Source organism: Seonamhaeicola sp. NFXS20 (genome assembly GCF_049132085.1).
Taxonomy (GTDB): Bacteria; Bacteroidota; Bacteroidia; order Flavobacteriales; family Flavobacteriaceae; genus Seonamhaeicola.
Genome location: NZ_JAFMPU010000002.1, coordinates 509,608 through 527,919 on the forward strand (window position 1 = coordinate 509,608; position 18,312 = coordinate 527,919).

Genomic DNA, 18,312 nt, shown 5'->3' on the forward strand with positions numbered 1-18,312 from the left:
CTTTTAAGTAAAGCTTTCTAACGTTTTATTACATTTTTTTAAACCTAAGTTTCAATCTATTTAATTACTTTTGTAGTATAACTTTATAACTAAGCTATGATTCACATTGAGCCAAAAATTTTAGAGAGAATAAACACTTGGTTAACCCCAACTTTTGATGAAGACACACAACAAATCATAAAAGAAAGTATAGCCAATAATCCTAAAGACATTCAAGAAAGTTTTTATAAAGACCTAGAGTTTGGTACAGGTGGCATGCGTGGTATTATGGGTGTTGGCACCAACAGAATTAACAAATACACCTTAGGAAAAAGCACACAAGGTTTAAGTGATTATTTAAAAGAATCTTTCCCTAATGAAAAACTTAAAACCGTTATTGCTTATGATTGTAGACACAACAGTAAAACTTTGGCGAAAGTTGTTGCCGATGTGTTTTCTGCCAACGGTATTGAAGTATATTTGTTTGAAGATTTACGTCCTACTCCAGAGTTATCTTTTGCAGTAAGACATTTAAATTGCCACTGCGGAATAGTGTTAACAGCATCTCACAACCCACCAGAATATAATGGTTACAAAGTTTATTGGCAAGATGGCGGACAATTAGTTCCACCTCATGATGCCGCAGTTATTGATACTATTAACAAATTAGATTATGCAGACATCAAGTTTAAGGCTAATGATAGCTTAATTAACTACGTTAGCGATAAAATAGACAATGTATTTATAGAAGCCTCTGTAAAAAACGGAAGCTTAGGGTTAACTCAAGAAGCCAAAGACAATTTAACCATTGTATTTACCTCGCTCCATGGAACTTCTATTACAGCAGTTCCAGAAACTTTAAAACGCGCTGGCTATAAAAATGTTCACATTGTAAAAGAACAAGAAGTTCCTAATGGTGATTTTCCTACCGTAGCCTCTCCTAACCCAGAAGAACCTGCTGCCTTAAAAATGGCTTTAGAATTAGCCGAAGAAGTTAATGCCGATATTGTAATTGGGACAGACCCTGATTGCGACAGATTGGGAGTAGCTGTTAGAAATCGTAAAAACGAACTTGTACTTTTAAACGGTAATCAAACCATGGTTATGATGACCGATATTCTTTTAAAATTATGGAAGAATGAAGGTAAAATTACAGGCAAAGAATTTATAGCATCAACAATTGTTTCTACTCCAATGTTAACCAAAATGGCTGAAGCCTACGGTGTAGAAAGTAAAATAGTTTTAACAGGCTTTAAATGGATAGCTAAGTTAATTAAAGATTATCCAGAATTAAACTTTATTGGTGGTGGAGAAGAAAGTTTTGGATTTATGGTTGGTGATTTTGTTAGAGACAAAGATGCCGTAACCTCTACTCTATTAGCCATAGAAATTGCTGCAAATGCAAAAGCCAATGGTAGCTCTGTTTATGAAGAACTTATAAAACTTTATGTAGAACATGGTTTCTACAAAGAAAAATTAGTATCATTAACTAAAAAAGGAATAGAAGGTGCCCAGGAAATAAAACAAATGATGATTGATGCTAGAAAAAATCCTTTAACAGAAGTTAACGGATCTAAAGTTGTAAAAGTTGAAGACTATCAATTGTCGATTGCTAAAAACATGGTTACTGGCGAAGAAACAGCAATAGATATTCCAAAGTCTAACGTATTAATTTATTACACCGAAGATGGAAGCAAAATAGCGCTTAGACCTAGTGGAACTGAGCCAAAAATAAAATTTTATGTTAGTGCAAATACCAAATTAAATTCAGTTTCTGATTTTGAAGTAACCGAAAAAGCACTAGACTCTAAAATTGATTCCATACTTAAAGACATGAATCTCATTTAATGAATCACTTTTTTAATATACTAAGGTACGCTAAACCTTATAAACGTTTTGCAATAGGACACATTATTTCTAATGTGTTTTTTGCTTTATTTGGCACCCTTTCGTTTGTAGCTCTCAAGCCTATGCTTGACGTTATATTCGAAAAAAACATAGATCCTTGTACCGGAGAACCTATTATTTCTAACCCAACAGAACCTATTTATACAGGTATCTGGGAAATAGGAGATTATTTTGGCGACTTATTAGCCTACCAAATGCATGTTTTTACTGGCGGAGACAAATCTAAAGCATTAATTTTTGTTATATTCTTAATAGTAATAGCGTTTTTACTCAAAAATATTTCTGGCTATTTAGCCAACTATTTTATGGTATTTTTAAGAAATGGCGTTATAAGAGATATAAGAAATACTGTTTACAAAAAGATATTAGATTTACCATTATCTTATTTTTCAGAAAAAAGAAAAGGAGATATTATGGCCCGTGTTACTGGTGATGTTAACGACCTACAATATTCAATGTTACCCGTTCTTGAACTTATTGTTAGAGAACCTCTAACCATAATTTTCTCTTTAATAGCTATGCTAATTATAAGTACAAAACTTACTGTGTTTGTATTTATTTTTATTCCTATTGTAGGATTTGTTATTTCTAAAATTGGCAAAAGTTTAAAACGAAAATCAGATCGTGTTCAAAAAGAACAAGGGCTTTTCTTATCTACTTTAGAAGAAACACTAGGCGGGCTAAGAATTATAAAAGGATTTAATGTTGAAAAAATCTTTAACAATAAATTTAAAGCATCAACTCAACGATTTTATAATTTTTCTAACAAACTTTTAATTCGCCAAAGTTTAGCATCACCTACAAGTGAGTTTTTAGGTATTTGTATGATTGCAGTTATTTTATGGTACGGAGGCAATCTTATTTTAAGTGACGATTCTGGCTCTTTTTTAACAGGAAGTAAATTTTTGGTTTATATTGGTTTAGCCTATAATATACTTACACCTGCTAAAGCTTTTTCAAGAGGATTAGTTAATGTTAAAAAAGGAGGATCTGCTGCAGAGCGTATTCAAGAAATTCTTGATGGAGAAACCCCTTTAAAAGACAAACCTAATGCCATAGTAAAAACAGATTTTAACTCTCAAATTGAGTTTAAAAACATATCGTTTAAATATGATGATGAGTATGTTTTAAAAGATTTTTCTTTAACTATTCCTAAAGGAAAAACGGTTGCCTTAGTAGGACAATCGGGAAGTGGAAAATCTACATTAGCTAACTTAATAACAAGGTTTTATGATGTAAACAAAGGCAGCATTTTAATTGATGGTAAAGATATTAAAAATCTAACAATGACTTCATTACGAAAACAATTAGGTATTGTTACACAAGATGCTATTTTGTTTAACGACAGTATAAAAAACAACCTAAAATTAGGAAAAGAAAACGCTACCGACGAAGAAATTATTGATGCCCTAAAAGTAGCTAACGCCTGGGAGTTTGTAAAAGAGTTACCAGATACTATTGAAACAAATATTGGCGACTCTGGAAACAAATTATCTGGTGGTCAAAAACAAAGACTAAGCATTGCTAGAGCAGTACTTAAAAGTCCTCCTATTATGGTTTTAGATGAGGCTACTTCTGCCCTAGACACAGAAAGTGAACGCTTAGTACAAGTAGCACTAGAAAACATGATGAAAAACAGAACATCTATTGTTATTGCTCACCGCCTATCAACTATTCAAAATGCCGATGAAATTGTTGTTTTAAACAAAGGTGAAATAGTAGAACAAGGAAAACATAACCAACTAATTGCCAAAAATGGCACCTATAAAAAACTTGTTGACATGCAAAGCTTAGATTAAGTAAGTATACACATTATAAAAATAAAAAAGGATAGAGATTTGGGCTTCTATCCTTTTTTTTATTCATTGATAGACTTGGGGACGACTATCAACACAAGTAGGTTTCTGATACAAACATATAACAAATAGAAACACACAGCAAGAAAAAAATGCATTTTATCGTTTTTTAATGTATTTCATCGATTTTATAATTCGTAATAAACTGATTAACAACCCATTAGTATTTAATAAAATTTTAAACCATTTAAGCTTAAACTTTTACTATATTTAGTAGTCTAAAGTTTAAATTTTGTTAGTGCAAAACGAAGAAGAATTATTACAACAACTACAATCTAGCACCCATAAAGAACAGGCTTTTAGAGCGTTAATTACGCAATATAAAGAACGTCTTTATTGGCACATCCGTAATATTGTTAAGTCTCATGATGACACTGACGATGTATTACAAAACACCTTTATTAAAATTTATAAAAATATTAATAACTTTAAGGGAGATAGTAAGTTGTACTCTTGGATGTACAGAATTGCAACTAACGAGTCTATTACATTTATTAATAAAAATGCTAAAAGATTACAAATTACTAGTGAAGAAGCTCAACAACTAGCAATAAATAATTTAAAATCTGACACCTATTTTGAAGGAGATGAAATTCAATTAAAATTGCAAGAAGCCATAGCCACACTACCAGAAAAACAGCAATTAGTTTTTAACATGAAATATTTTCAAGACTTAAAATACAAGGAGATGTCTGATATTTTAGAAACTTCTGAAGGCGCTTTAAAAGCATCTTATCATATTGCAGTAAAAAAAATTGAAACCTATTTAACTAAAAATTAAACCTTTATAAAGTTTATTAGTCTTACATATAAGATGAAAAAGAATAGAATACATAATATAAAAGAAAGCGGTTTTAAAACTCCTGAAGGGTATTTTAATTCACTTGAAAATAATATTATGAGTGAGTTAAAATTAAAAGAACTTGCTACCAAGTCTGGTTTTAATACACCAAACAATTATTTTGACACTCTAGAAAACAGCATTCTAGATAAAGTAACAGAAGAAAAGGCTCCCAAAGTAATTCAATTATTTAGCAGAAAAAATATTATTTACGCATCTAGTATTGCTGCTGCAATTTTATTACTATTTAATCTTTCAATCTTTGAAAACAAGCCCTCTTTTGATAACTTAGATAATGAAACAGTTGAAAATTATATTTTAAACGAAAATATAGAAACCTATGAAATAGCCTCTTTATTGTCTGATGATGAATTAACAGAAGAGAATTTTGTAGAGTTTAATTTTGAAGAAGAAACTGTTGAAAACTACATTCTAGACAATATAGAATTAGAAGATTTATATTAACAGAAAAAAAATTAAAATGAAAAAGCATATACTCCCTATCTTAATCTTTTTATTTTCATTAAATATTACTGCGCAGAAAGACCGTGATAAAATACATGCGCTTAAAGTATCATTTATAACAGAACAATTAGATTTAACTGAACAAGAAGCTCAAAAATTTTGGCCTGTTTACAATGACCACAATAAAAAAATGTCTAAACTTAAATACCAAGACATGCGAGCTTTAAGAAAAGAATTAAAAAGTAATATTGAAACTTTAACTGAAGAGAAAGCCTTAGAATTTATTAAAAAAATAAATAGTATAGAATTAAAGGAACATAAATACAAACAAGAATACGCAGCAAAATTAAAGACAATATTATCTGCAAAAAAAATAATTAAACTTAGAGTTGCTGAAGAAGATTTTAAAAGAAAAATTTTAGAACGGTGGAAAAACCGTAAAAATGAAAATAGAAAATAAAAAAAAGAGAAGTTTTACTTCTCTTTTTTTATTCTATAAATGTAAGTTTAGAAATGCTTCCATTTCCAGCAGCATAAGCAACAGAATCATTTAAGAATCTAATAGTATAAAAACCCTCATCACTTAAATGCTTCCAGTTTTCACCAGAATTATTACTATAATCAATCCCTTTAAAACCAACAGCAACCAATTCTTTACCGCCACTATTAGGAATATATTGCACACAACTTCTATATCCTGGATTTTTATTTTTAGCTACTAGTTGCCATGTTTTACCTCCATCAACAGTTTTAATTTTATTTGCTGTATTATCATCTGGTTTAGTATAATCACCACCAATAGCAAAACCATTTAACTCATCATAAAAATCAATTGAAAAAATACCTGTAGTTTCTTTTCCTTGCATGATAGGTGTGTTATAAACCTCCCATGTTTTACCTTTATCTGGCGAATACAAAACTCTACTCACCTTGCCCCCTGTAGCTACCCAAGTATGGTTACCTACTATTGCTATATTGGTGTCACTTGCTGCAAATGCTGCTTCACCTTTTTTTGCTTTTGGTAAATTATCACAAGGTAATTTTGTCCAGGTTGTTCCTGCATCTCTTGTTATTATAATACTCATGCAATCATCTGTTGGATCTCCAATGGCAATGCCTTCATTTTCGTTCCAAAAATCCATAGAGTCATAAAAAGCTTTAGGGTGATTTTCTTGATAAACCAATTTGTTTTTATTCAAATCAGCATTTAAACTGTATAATAATGCTGGACTCCCTATAGTGATTCCATAACCATTATTTTCATTAACAGCTAAGGCTCTAAAATTTAGTTTATGAGTATTAGATGATAAGTTTGTTTTATGAATGTAAAAAGGCCTATTTTTTAATGAATCTACATGATTATAAACTAGGTTAGGCGTGATAATTCCTAATTCGCCTTTTGAAGTTAAATAAATAGGCGCTGTAAATTTAGATCTAATAATCTCTAAAGCTCTTACGTTTAAAGTTGAATCTTTTATTAAAGTTTCAATTTTAACATCATTGAAATTTCTATCTTTTTGTAATAATTCGTTTTTAAAAGAAAAAAAACAAAATACTATTACTACTAAAACAAATGGTTTCATAAAAATTAGTTTTTTATAAAAATATGAAACCTTTTGAAAAAAGTAACTTTCTTCTACTAGAAAAACATTACGCTTTATTTATCAATATAATATTCAAAATCAACAACATAATCACTAAAAACACCAGACTTATCACTAAAGCCTTTTTATTAACCTTCATCTTTTACATTTACGTTATAATATATTGATGCGAAAATTGTGAAAAACTTGCGCCCATATTAAACATTTTCAAAAAAAACTCTCATAACTAAATGAGAGTCTAATTAAATTATAGAAAACTAAGGCCTAGGAATTGGAGGTCCATGTCTTTCTTTAGGTGGTCTTGCTCCTTTCCCTCCTCGTTTAAATACATCTTTTAATATTTCTTTAAGTTGCTTTTTTTGCTCTTGGTTGCAAATATTCCTAATATCTCTTAGATAATAGAATTTCAATTTTTCGCGTTTCATATCTAATTCTGCTATTGAATTCATAACAGAGTCTATATCACTTTCTGTTGCATTTTCATTAAAAACAAGATTAAAAAGCTCATCTCTAAATTGCATTGTATTTCCTGATAAAGATTGCATCTCTTCATGATGTCTATTATTAATTTCTTCAAATTTCATCATTTGTTTATCAGAAAAATGCAATTCTTTTGCTATAAATCCGTTAGGCCCGTTAGAACCTCTTCTAATATCTTTTCCTTTTGGATGCACTAAATAGTTATACAAGAAAAAACCATTTACAACAACTAAGAAAGCTAATAATATATATAATAGGATATTTTTTTTATTCATCTTTTAAATTGATTAAAATTGATGTTTCTGAATCATAAAATAACCCATATAAATTTGTTGATTCATTTACATTAACATCATATTTGTTAGTAGAGTTTAGCCTAATGAGAGCCAAAGCGTTTAACACCACAAAACACAATAAGGTTGCTAACTGTAATTTAGTTGCAAACCAAGACGAATATACTGTTTCTTCTTCTTTTTCTTCAAACAAACGTTGCATGGTCTTGTCTTTAAAAAAAGGAGATACCTTTACATCACCAATAGTATCGCAAACACTAAGCGTACTATTAATTTTTTCATGTATGTTATTAGTTGTTTTCATGTTATATTTTTTTAGATGCAATATTTTTTAAAAACTTGCGTTACATATTTTTTTTGTAATAATTTTCTAAAAGTTTTTTTAAATTCTTTTTAGATCTAAACATTAAAGACTCTACAGAAGACACACTTTTATTAGTAATTTCACTTATTTCTTTATTACTAAAACCATCTATTTTACTTAAAGTAAATACTACTCTTTGGTCTTCAGGAAGTTTATTAATTGCTTTAAAAAGTATTTCACTTTGCTCTTGATTTTCTAATAATATACCCGGATGATTCATTTCTGTAAAATACTGTGTTTTATCAAAAGGGATTTCATTTCCTAAAATAGATTGCAAAAACGCAAAGCGCTTTTTAGTATTTTTTTTCCTAATAAACTCTAAACATTTATTAGTGGTAATTCTATAAATCCAAGTAGAAAGTTTTGAGTTCTCTTTAAACTTGTTTATAGATTTAAAAACCTCAACAAAAACTTCTTGGGCAATGTCTTCGGCATCTTCTTTATTTGGAACAAATGAAATACAGGTAGTAAAAACCTTTTGCTCAAACAGCTCTATTAATTTACTATACGCAAATTTCTTACCATCCTTTAATTCTTGTATAAATTTTTCTTCTTCCAAAAAAGCAAGTTTAAACCGCTAAAATAGTTAAAATTAATACACTAATTAACCTTACCTTTGCTCCCTGATTAAGTAAAAAAATGAGATTACATAGAAATTTATGTTTTGCAGTTATAGATGGTTTAACCTCTATTTTTAACGAAGGCAATTATGCCGACAAAGTTATACAACAACTTTTAAAAAGAGATAAACGCTGGGGAAGCAGAGACCGTGCTTTTGTTGCAGAAACCACCTACGACATCGTACGCTGGAAACGATTATATGCTGAAATTGCTGAAGTTAAAGCACCTTTTGATAGAGATAATCTTTGGCGTATGTTTGCAGTTTGGGCAACATTAAAAGGTATTAAATTACCAGATTGGAAATATTTTGAAAACACGCCAACCAGAAAAATTAAAGGACGTTTTGATGAACTTTCTAAAATAAGGGTTTTTAGAGAATCTATCCCAGATTGGATGGATGCCATTGGTGTAGATGAATTAGGCGAAGAAAAATGGACCAAAGAAATTGCTGCTCAAAACCAACAAGCCGATGTAATTTTAAGAGTAAATACACTTAAAACAACTAAAGAACAATTACAAAACGAATTGTTTGATTTAAATATAGAAACAGAATTCATTAAAGGTTACCCCTATGCATTGAAGTTAAAAGAACGTGCTAATGTTTTTGTAACCGATGCTTTTAAAAAAGGATTTTTTGAAGTACAAGACGCTTCATCTCAATTAGTTGCTGAAATGCTTGACGTAAAACCCGGTATGAAAGTAGTAGATACTTGTGCTGGCGCCGGTGGAAAAACCTTGCATTTAGCTTCTTTAATGGAAAACAAAGGACAAATTATTGCTATGGATATTTACGAAAGTAAACTCAAAAAATTAAAAATTAGAGCCAGACGTAACGGTGTTCATAACATAGATTTGAAAGTAATAGATTCAACTAAACCCATTAAAAAACTCTACAATAAAGCAGACCGTGTTTTAATTGATGCCCCTTGTTCTGGCTTAGGTGTTTTAAGAAGAAACCCCGATGCTAAGTGGAAATTAGAACCAGAATTTATTGATAGAATTAAAGTTGTTCAACAAGAGGTTTTACAAAAATATTCTAAAATGGTTAAACCAGGCGGAAAACTAGTTTATGCTACCTGTTCTGTGCTACCTTCAGAAAACGAAAAACAAGTTAACACCTTTTTAACCACAGATTTAGGAAAAGAGTTTAACTTTGTAAAAGACAAAAAAGTGCTAGCACACGAATCTGGTTATGATGGTTTTTATATGGCACTTTTAGAAAAAAAATAATTTATGAAACACCTTTACATTCTTTCTTTTTTATTTTCTTTTTTAGGATTTTCACAGATACCATCAAATTATTATGATAGTGCAGATGGTTTATCTGGTTATGCGCTTAAAACAGAATTAAAAAACATTGTTACCAATGGCCACACATGGGATTCTAACCCTAACACAGCCTATGACAATTTATATACAGCATATTTAACAACCCATACAGATAATTATTATGAGAATGATGGAACTGTACTAGATTTCTATTCTGAAAACCCAATTCCAAGCGCAACAAATAATGACTCTTATAATTATACTCATGGAGATAGACAATGCGGTTCCTATGACTCAGAAAATGATTGTTATAATAGAGAGCATTTATTCCCTCAAGGTTTTTTTAATGAACAACTCCCCATGAGAGCAGATGTGCATCATGTAATTCCTACTGATGGATATGTAAACAACAGAAGAAGTAACTATCCTTTTGGAGAGGTAAGTAACGCAACATGGACATCCAATAATGGTTCAAAAGTAGGTCCAAATACTTTTGGAAGTTATTCAGGAACCGTTTTTGAGCCTATAGATGAATTTAAAGGCGATATTGCAAGAGCTTTATTATATTTTGCTGTTAGATATGAAGATAACTGGGATGATTCAGGATGGGATGAACACGAAACCCCTAATAACCCACTTAATGGAACAAGCAATCAATTCTATGAAGATTGGTACATAGACCTCCTCCTAGATTGGCATGCAAATGACCCCGTGGTACAAGCTGAAATTGATAGAAATAACGCTGCCTATAACTTTCAGGGAAATGCCAATCCTTTTGTAGATCACCCAGAATTTGCAGAAATGATTTGGAACTCAGCAGTAGATAATGAGGCGCCTTCAGCTCCTACTAATTTAGTAGCTTCAAATCCAACAGATAATAGTATAAACTTAAGTTGGAATGCTTCTAGTGACAATATTGGTGTTGCCTCATATGATATTTATGTAGATGGTTTAAATTCATTTAATACCTCTAACACCTACTTTACCGTAACAGGACTAATTTCAAATACTAATTATTGTTTTACAGTAAAAGCAAGAGACGCTGCTAATAATGTATCTAATTTTAGCAATCAGGATTGTGAAACAACTACTAACAATGGCTCTAGTGGAGGTACAGATTGCCTTACCGAATCTTTTGCTAATATCACTACTGGTTCTAGCTCTTATTCAATCAGAAATTGGACAGGAGATGATGGTGGATCTTGGTCTGCAACCGATGCAAGAACAGATCAATCTATAAATGGTAGCGAAGCTATAACCATTAGAGACGGTTCTCTTTCAACACCAACTGTTAGCGGAGGAATAGGCAATCTAACTATAACTACATTAAGAGTTTTTAGTGGTAGCGGTGGTACATTTAATCTTAAAGTAAATGGCAATACAGTTGGCACTATTGCGTATAGTGGTACTGAACAAACTATTACCATACCTAATATTAATGTATCAGGTGATGTCTCGATTATTATAGATGGTAATTCTGTTAGCAGCAACCGTGTAATTTTTGATGACTTATCTTGGACTTGTTACACCTCTTTAAGTACAGAATCCAATGAGTTAATCAGCCTTAAAATGCATCCTAATCCTGTAAAAGGGAATAGACTATATTTTGAAACAAACAAGGATTTAGATATTAAAATCTATGATATTCTTGGAAAACTCATAATTGACAAATCTGTAATTTCTAATAGTAATTTTATAGATGTATCTAATATAAAAAAAGGAATATATTTAGTTAAAATAACAAACAATAATCAAAGTATCACTAAAAAGTTAATTAAACAGTAAAAGCTCAATATCTATATAATTTTTACAAAAAGACCACTTTAAAAATGGTCTTTTTTATTTTTACAATATGTTACATCATGATTTCAAAACCCATATTGAAGACTTAATTTCAGAAAAAACACAAACTATAAAACCTGTATCTGGTGGAGATATTTCTGAAGCTTTTGTTATAACTACTGCAAAACAAAAGTATTTTTTAAAAACCAATACTTCTAATAAACTTTCTATGTTTAAAGAAGAAGTAAATGGGCTTAATGCCATTGCTAAAACCAAAACTATTGCCACCCCAAAGGTTTATCAATATGGTATTTTTAACAATAAATCGTATGTATTAATGGCGTGGATTGAAACCAAAACGCCCACAAGTAACGATTTTAAAAATTTAGCAACCCAACTAGCTAACCTTCATAAATCTACAACCAATTGCTTTGGTTTTGAAAACAATAATTTTATTGGAAGCCTAACACAATCAAACAAAAAGCATCAAAATTGGACTAATTTTTATGTTGAAGAACGCCTTCAACCTCAACTCAATTTAGCAAAAAGTAAAAAATTATTAAATCCAGTAGAAATTCCATCAACAGACCAATTAAAAAATTCTTTAAAAACACTATTTACAAACGTTAAACCATCTCTCATACATGGTGATTTATGGAGTGGTAATTATATTATAGCCTCTAACGGAACCCCTTATTTAATAGACCCAGCCGTGTATTACGGACATAACGAAGTTGATATTGCCATGACCAAACTTTTCGGAAGCTTTTCTAATCATTTTTACAATGCGTATTTTGATATTTTTCCAACAGATTCACACACATATCAAAGAATTGAAATCTATCAACTCTACTATTTATTAGTGCATTTAAATCTATTTGGCAGTAGTTATTACGGTTCTGTAAAAAGCATTCTTAAAAAACTCTTTTAACCAATGTTAAAATAGTTGTTAATAACGCCAAAGGTTTTCTAAATAATTACGCTTCAAATTGCTATAAAAAAATGTATTTTTGCTCTTTCTTTAAACGTACAAAACAATAATAATGATTCATTTCTTTGGAAACATAAATAGCAAGGTATTTGCTGTTCAAACTACAAAAGAATTATCTACTGAAACCATCTCAAAATTAACATGGTTATTTGGCAACCAGCCTAAAATAGAACAAGCATCAATCGATGCTTTTTTTGTTGGCCCTCGTGCTGCAATGATAACACCATGGAGTACCAATGCTGTTGAAATTACCCAGAATATGGGTATTGAAGGTATTATCAGAATTGAAGAATTTTATGCTGTTTCAGAAGATTTTAAAGATTATGACCCCATGATTTCAGAGAAATTTAACGGGTTAAATCAAGAATCATTCACTATTAACATCCAACCTGAACCCATTTTAAACATTGAAGATATTGCCGCTTACAACCAACAAGAAGGCTTATCGTTAAGCGATGAAGAAGTTGAGTATTTAGAGGGCGTTTCAAAGAAAATTGGACGCCCATTAACAGACTCTGAAGTGTTTGGGTTTTCACAAGTAAATAGTGAGCATTGTCGTCATAAAATATTCAATGGCACATTTATAATTGATGGTGAAGAAAAACCAACGTCATTATTCAAGTTAATCAAAAAAACATCTGAAGCAAATCCAAACGATATTGTTTCAGCATATAAAGATAATGTGGCGTTTATTAAAGGCCCTGTGGTAGAACAGTTCGCTCCCAAAAGAGCCGATATTCCAGATTTTTACACAACTAAAGAATTCGAATCGGTTATATCATTAAAAGCCGAAACACACAATTTCCCAACAACTGTAGAGCCTTTTAACGGTGCCGCAACAGGTTCTGGTGGTGAAATTAGAGATAGACTAGCAGGTGGTAAAGGTTCTATTCCTTTAGCTGGAACAGCGGTTTACATGACTTCTTATTCTCGATTAGAAGCAAACCGCCCTTGGGAAAAGGCCTTTCCAGAACGTAATTGGCTCTATCAAACACCTATGGATATTTTAATTAAAGCATCAAATGGTGCTTCAGACTTCGGAAATAAATTTGGGCAACCGCTTATTTGCGGATCGGTGTTAACTTTTGAACATGACGAGAATAATGACGTCATTGCGAACGAAGTGAAGCAATCTGCTTCTTCAAACGACGAGATTACTTCGTCGCAAGCGCCTCGTAATGACCTGAGGAAACTAGGTTTCGATAAAGTTATTATGCTTGCCGGCGGTATTGGTTACGGTAAAAAAGACCAAGCTTTAAAAGATACGCCTAAAACAGGTGATAAAATTGTAATTCTAGGTGGTGAAAACTACCGTATTGGTATGGGTGGTGCCGCTGTTTCTAGTGCCGATACTGGAGAATTTGCTTCTGGAATAGAACTTAACGCGGTACAACGTTCTAACCCCGAAATGCAAAAACGTGCTGCCAATGCGGTTCGTGGGATGGTAGAAAGTGAAGAAAATTACATTGTTTCTATTCACGACCACGGTGCTGGCGGACATTTAAATTGTCTGTCAGAATTGGTTGAAGATACCGGTGGTAAAATTGATTTAGATGCACTGCCTGTAGGAGACCCTACACTTTCTGACAAAGAAATTATTGGTAACGAATCTCAGGAACGTATGGGATTGGTTATCTCTGAAAAACATATTGATATTCTAAACAAAATTGCCGATAGAGAGCGTTCGCCAATGTACACTGTTGGTGATGTTACTGGTGATGATAGGTTTACATTTCAATCTAAAACCAAAGGCAACACGCCAATGGATTTAGCTATGGAAGACATGTTTGGCAGCTCACCAAAAACAATCATGACCGATAAAACGGTTGAGAGAAACTATGCTGATGTAAGTTACAATTCTGATGATTTCTATACCTACCTAGATCAAGTTTTACAACTAGAAGCTGTAGCCTGTAAAGATTGGTTAACAAATAAGGTAGACCGTTGTGTTGGCGGAAAAGTTGCAAAACAACAATGTGTTGGTCCGTTACAAATTCCTTTAAACAATGTTGGTGTTATGGCTTTGGATTTTAAAGGAAAAGAAGGTATTGCAACCTCAGTAGGGCATTCGCCTATTTCTGCTTTAATAGACCCTGTAGCAGGAAGTAGAAACTCTATTACTGAGGCTTTAACCAATATTATTTGGGCACCTTTAAAAGACGGATTAAAAAACATTTCATTATCTGCTAACTGGATGTGGCCCTGTAAAAACGAAGGTGAAGACGCCCGTTTATATAAAGCTGTTGAGGCAGTTTCAGAGTTTTCTATCAATTTAGGCATCAACGTTCCTACAGGAAAGGATTCGCTTTCCATGAAACAAAAATATCCTGATGGTGATGTAATATCTCCAGGAACTGTAATTATTTCTGCAGGAGCTAATTGTAATGACATCAATAAAGTTGTAGAGCCTGTTTTAAAGAAAAATGAAGGAGATATTTATTATATCAATATTTCACAAGATACATTTAAATTAGGCGGAAGTTCGTTTGCTCAAATAGTAAACAAAATTGGAAATGAAGCGCCTACGGTAAAATCTGCAGACTATGTTAAAACCGTTTTCAATACCATTCAAGATTTAATAAGAGACGAGCAAATTGTTGCAGGACATGATGTGGCTTCGGGAGGTTTAATTACTACGCTGTTAGAAATGTGTTTTGCTGATAATAATTTAGGAGCAGAACTAGACCTTACAGCTTTAGCTGAAAAAGATTCGTTTAAGTTATTATTTTCTGAAAATGCAGGTATTGTAATTCAAGCCAAAGACAAGTCTATTGAAACAGTATTAAACAACGCCGGAGTTACATTCCATAATATTGGAAAAGTAACCAACGCTGACGTATTGAGCGTCATTAACGGAACTGATGTATTCACTATGACAATTTCGAGATTACGTGATGTGTGGTACAAAACATCGTATTTGTTAGACCAAAAGCAAACCGCAAATAATTTAGCTGAAGTGCGCTTTAATAATTATAAAAATCAGCCACTTCAATATAAATTTCCTAAACATTTTACAGGAAAATTACCTGAAGTAGGACATAAAAGACCCAAAGCAGCAATTTTACGAGAAAAAGGAAGCAACTCTGAACGCGAAATGGCTAACGCTATGTATTTGGCTGGATTTGATGTAAAAGATGTTCATATGACCGATTTAATCTCAGGGAGAGAAACACTTGAAGACATCCAATTTTTAGGTGCTGTTGGTGGTTTTAGTAATTCAGACGTTTTAGGTTCTGCAAAAGGTTGGGCAGGTGCTATAAAATATAACGAAAAGGCTAACAAAGCCATTCAAAATTTCTTTAATAGAGAAGACACACTTTCGGTTGGTATTTGTAACGGTTGCCAGTTATTTATGGAATTGGAAGAGATAAATCCAGACCATGACATTCATGGAAAAATGCATCATAACAATTCTCATAAACATGAAAGCGCATTCACTTCGGTAAAAATTCAAGAGAATAACTCGGTGATGCTGTCTACATTAGCAGGTAGTACTTTAGGGGTTTGGATTTCTCATGGCGAAGGTAAATTTAGCTTACCGTATTCTGAAGATAAATATCATATAGTAGCAAAATATGGGTATGCAGAATATCCGCACAACCCAAATGGTTCCGACTTTAACACAGCCATGATGTGTGACAAAACAGGGCGTCATTTAGTAACTATGCCACATATTGAACGTTCTACATTTCAATGGAATTGGGCATATTACCCAGACGGACGTAAAGACGAAGTGTCTCCTTGGCTAGAAGCCTTTGTAAATGCTAGAAAGTGGATTGAGAAGAAATAGTTATTTATTTTAAATAAATTAGCAGAGAAAATTACCCCAAATGAAACAATTTTCGCTCATATTTTCTTTACTATTTTTTTTATTTTTAAATTCACAAGAATCTGATTTACAAACGCTCGTAGATCAATTAAAAACCCAAATACATTCTGAAAATAATAAGACTAAAAAGTTAGTTCTTCTAGATAGTTTAACAGCGGTTGTAAGAGATAAACCCAATTTTGGTTACGACTCTATTGCGCGCACTACTATAGATCTTGCCATAAAACTAGACTCCTTTAATATGGCTGCTTACAACACTGCAAATCTAATTAACTATCACAATAATGTTTTGGGAAAACCAAAAATAGGTCTTAATATTTTTAAAACTTATTTTAAAACTCTCAAAAAAAATATAAGCGCTAGAAACTTAGCAAGTTTGTATATAGATTCTGGTGATAGTTTTTACTTTACCAAACAAGTAGATTCGGCAATGGCTCATTACGAAAAAGCTATTACTTATGCCGAAAAAGCCAAGGACCATCATCTTAAAGGATCTGCTATTCTGTATAAAGGCTATGCCTATTCCGACGAAGGAAAATTTGCGCTCGCATCTCAAACCTTAAAACAAGCTTCAGAAATTTTTATTCAGGAAAAAGACACCTTTAATATTATTGCTGCTAAAAACGCATTAGCAATACTGTATAGTGTTAATGGTTTTATAGATGAAGCACAACTAGAACGCAGAGAAACTATCGAATTAGCTACCAAAATTAAAAGTTACGGACAGCTCATTTCGTTGTATGCTAATGAAGCTAGCGATTTAAAAAAGCAAGGATTAGAAACACAACGTATTGAAAATCTACACAAAGCTATTGCTGTAAATAAAAAATCGAAGTACTCCAATTACTTTAACCCTATTCTATTAAATGCATTAACTATTGCTTATGCCGAAAACGATAGTTTAGAAAAAGCCAAATTCTATTTAAAAGAAGTTGAAAAAGACAAGCAAAACACAGAAGGTATTCATAAAGCAATATATTGTAAAGCTTTAAAAAAAGTAGCCTTTGCTGAGCAAGATTACAATAAAGCAAAGAAACTTGGTATTGAACATTTAAACATTATTTCTGAAAGCAACGATATTGAAGGCAAAATATTAGCTCAAAAGTTCTTAGCTGAAGTTTATGAAAAGTTAAATAAACCCAATAAGGCGCTTAGCTTTTACAAAGCTTCAAAAAAGATTGAAGATTCTATACAATCGATACAAAAAACAAAAGCACTGGCCTATTACCAAACGCTTTATGAAACCGCCAAACGCGATAAAAAGATAGAAGAACAAAACAGTAAAATTGCACTTCTTGACGAGCAAAACAAACGAAAAAGACAAACGTTATGGTTTGGTGGTTTGGCACTATTGGCTTTATTTAGCATTATCTTTTTATGGAATTCGCGACGATTTTCCCAAAAAAAAGCACAACTACAAGAAGCATTTTCTCAAGATTTAATTAGAAATATAGAAACCGAGCGCAAGCGTATTTCAAGCGAATTGCACGATAGCGTTGGGCAAAGTCTACTTCTTATAAAAAACAAAGTGTTACTAAACGATATGCAAAGCCAAGACACAAAAATTATAGACGACACCATTAATGAAGTAAGACATATATCCCAAAGCCTTCATCCTTTTCAGTTTGAAAAATTAGGCTTGTTGGCTTCAATCAAAAATACCATTGAAAATTTCCAGAAGCATTCCGATATTTTCTATTCTGAAACTATAAACGTTGAAAACATAGAAATTTCAAAAGACAAAGAAATTTTTGTTTTTAGAATGTTGCAAGAATGTCTAAACAATGTTGAAAAACACTCGCAAGCAAAAGCCTGTAATATTACAATTGAAGACGGTAATACTTCCGTTTTATTTCAAGTAAAAGATAACGGAATTGGTTTTGATGTTTCCGAAAGTAACGGAATTTTAAATAGCTTAGGCTTAAAAACACTTAAAGAACGTGCCCAAATTATTGGTGCTCAATTAAGCATAGATTCTACAAAAGGAAAAGGCACAACTGTACAAATAAAGGTTTTAAAACACTAAAAAC

General features: G+C 31.8%; 14 protein-coding genes. 10 read left to right on the forward strand and 4 right to left on the reverse strand.

Annotated elements, in window-relative coordinates:
* The first annotated feature begins 96 nt into the window (after window positions 1-96).
* The 5 genes from J1D01_RS05500 to J1D01_RS05520 all read left to right on the forward strand — a co-directional run bounded on the left by J1D01_RS05500 (window position 97) and on the right by J1D01_RS05520 (window position 5,509).
* Window positions 97-1,827: a phospho-sugar mutase gene (locus tag J1D01_RS05500; RefSeq protein WP_421150104.1), complete on the forward strand. Its 1,731-nt coding sequence runs from the start codon at window positions 97-99 to the stop codon at window positions 1,825-1,827.
* Window positions 1,827-3,686 (forward strand): ABC transporter ATP-binding protein, encoded by a 1,860-nt coding sequence (locus J1D01_RS05505; RefSeq protein WP_421150105.1) that lies wholly within the window; start codon window positions 1,827-1,829, stop codon window positions 3,684-3,686. Before J1D01_RS05500 ends, J1D01_RS05505 begins: the two co-directional genes overlap by 1 nt.
* Window positions 3,687-3,981: 295 nt before the next feature.
* Complete coding sequence (locus tag J1D01_RS05510; RefSeq protein ID WP_372935644.1) at window positions 3,982-4,524, forward strand: RNA polymerase sigma factor; 543 nt, start codon at window positions 3,982-3,984, stop codon at window positions 4,522-4,524.
* Window positions 4,525-4,557: 33 nt separating this feature from the next.
* Window positions 4,558-5,049, forward strand: coding sequence for a hypothetical protein (locus tag J1D01_RS05515; RefSeq protein ID WP_421150106.1), 492 nt, complete (start codon window positions 4,558-4,560; stop codon window positions 5,047-5,049).
* Between the two features lie 16 nt (window positions 5,050-5,065).
* Window positions 5,066-5,509: a hypothetical protein gene (locus tag J1D01_RS05520; RefSeq protein WP_421150107.1), complete on the forward strand. Its 444-nt coding sequence runs from the start codon at window positions 5,066-5,068 to the stop codon at window positions 5,507-5,509.
* Between the two features lie 28 nt (window positions 5,510-5,537).
* On the opposite strand, the gene J1D01_RS05525 is transcribed toward J1D01_RS05520, so the two are convergent.
* The 4 genes from J1D01_RS05525 to J1D01_RS05540 all read right to left on the reverse strand — a co-directional run bounded on the left by J1D01_RS05525 (window position 5,538) and on the right by J1D01_RS05540 (window position 8,349).
* The gene (locus tag J1D01_RS05525; protein WP_372937135.1) at window positions 5,538-6,632 is read right to left on the reverse strand and encodes a WD40/YVTN/BNR-like repeat-containing protein; all 1,095 of its coding nucleotides are present in this window, start codon (window positions 6,630-6,632) and stop codon (window positions 5,538-5,540) included.
* Window positions 6,633-6,910: 278 nt separating this feature from the next.
* Window positions 6,911-7,408, reverse strand: a complete 498-nt coding sequence (locus tag J1D01_RS05530; protein WP_372937136.1) for a Spy/CpxP family protein refolding chaperone — start codon at window positions 7,406-7,408, stop codon at window positions 6,911-6,913.
* On the reverse strand, window positions 7,401-7,730 hold the full coding sequence (locus tag J1D01_RS05535) for a hypothetical protein (RefSeq protein ID WP_372937137.1): 330 nt from the start codon (window positions 7,728-7,730) through the stop codon (window positions 7,401-7,403). The genes J1D01_RS05530 and J1D01_RS05535 overlap by 8 nt, the downstream gene beginning before the upstream one ends.
* A 40-nt stretch (window positions 7,731-7,770) precedes the next feature.
* Window positions 7,771-8,349, reverse strand: a complete 579-nt coding sequence (locus J1D01_RS05540) for an RNA polymerase sigma factor (protein WP_421150108.1) — start codon at window positions 8,347-8,349, stop codon at window positions 7,771-7,773.
* Between the two features lie 80 nt (window positions 8,350-8,429).
* Between J1D01_RS05540 and J1D01_RS05545 the strand changes: the two genes are divergently transcribed.
* The 5 genes from J1D01_RS05545 (at window position 8,430) to J1D01_RS05565 (ending at window position 18,308) form a co-directional block, all read left to right on the forward strand.
* Window positions 8,430-9,641 (forward strand): RsmB/NOP family class I SAM-dependent RNA methyltransferase, encoded by a 1,212-nt coding sequence (locus J1D01_RS05545; protein ID WP_421150109.1) that lies wholly within the window; start codon window positions 8,430-8,432, stop codon window positions 9,639-9,641.
* Window positions 9,642-9,644: 3 nt separating this feature from the next.
* A complete protein-coding gene (locus J1D01_RS05550; protein WP_421150110.1) occupies window positions 9,645-11,465 on the forward strand; it encodes an endonuclease in 1,821 nt (606 codons plus the stop codon).
* A 67-nt stretch (window positions 11,466-11,532) separates the two neighbouring features.
* The gene (locus tag J1D01_RS05555) at window positions 11,533-12,393 is read left to right on the forward strand and encodes a fructosamine kinase family protein (protein WP_421150111.1); all 861 of its coding nucleotides are present in this window, start codon (window positions 11,533-11,535) and stop codon (window positions 12,391-12,393) included.
* A 112-nt stretch (window positions 12,394-12,505) separates the two neighbouring features.
* Window positions 12,506-16,243: a phosphoribosylformylglycinamidine synthase gene (purL, locus tag J1D01_RS05560; protein WP_421150112.1), complete on the forward strand. Its 3,738-nt coding sequence runs from the start codon at window positions 12,506-12,508 to the stop codon at window positions 16,241-16,243.
* Between the two features lie 40 nt (window positions 16,244-16,283).
* Window positions 16,284-18,308 carry a tetratricopeptide repeat-containing sensor histidine kinase gene (locus J1D01_RS05565; RefSeq protein WP_421150113.1) on the forward strand — a complete coding sequence of 675 codons (2,025 nt, stop codon included), beginning with the start codon at window positions 16,284-16,286 and terminating at the stop codon, window positions 18,306-18,308.
* Window positions 18,309-18,312: the final 4 nt, after the last annotated feature.

Coding starts and splice junctions, on each gene's coding strand:
- J1D01_RS05500 (WP_421150104.1), top strand. CDS start 97: ATGATTCACATTGAGCCAAAAATTTTAGAGAGAATAAACACTTGGTTA.
- J1D01_RS05505 (WP_421150105.1), top strand. CDS start 1,827: ATGAATCACTTTTTTAATATACTAAGGTACGCTAAACCTTATAAACGT.
- J1D01_RS05515 (WP_421150106.1), top strand. CDS start 4,558: ATGAAAAAGAATAGAATACATAATATAAAAGAAAGCGGTTTTAAAACT.
- J1D01_RS05520 (WP_421150107.1), top strand. CDS start 5,066: ATGAAAAAGCATATACTCCCTATCTTAATCTTTTTATTTTCATTAAAT.
- J1D01_RS05525 (WP_372937135.1), bottom strand. CDS start 6,632: ATGAAACCATTTGTTTTAGTAGTAATAGTATTTTGTTTTTTTTCTTTT.
- J1D01_RS05530 (WP_372937136.1), bottom strand. CDS start 7,408: ATGAATAAAAAAAATATCCTATTATATATATTATTAGCTTTCTTAGTT.
- J1D01_RS05535 (WP_372937137.1), bottom strand. CDS start 7,730: ATGAAAACAACTAATAACATACATGAAAAAATTAATAGTACGCTTAGT.
- J1D01_RS05545 (WP_421150109.1), top strand. CDS start 8,430: ATGAGATTACATAGAAATTTATGTTTTGCAGTTATAGATGGTTTAACC.
- J1D01_RS05550 (WP_421150110.1), top strand. CDS start 9,645: ATGAAACACCTTTACATTCTTTCTTTTTTATTTTCTTTTTTAGGATTT.
- J1D01_RS05555 (WP_421150111.1), top strand. CDS start 11,533: ATGTTACATCATGATTTCAAAACCCATATTGAAGACTTAATTTCAGAA.
- purL (WP_421150112.1), top strand. CDS start 12,506: ATGATTCATTTCTTTGGAAACATAAATAGCAAGGTATTTGCTGTTCAA.
- J1D01_RS05565 (WP_421150113.1), top strand. CDS start 16,284: ATGAAACAATTTTCGCTCATATTTTCTTTACTATTTTTTTTATTTTTA.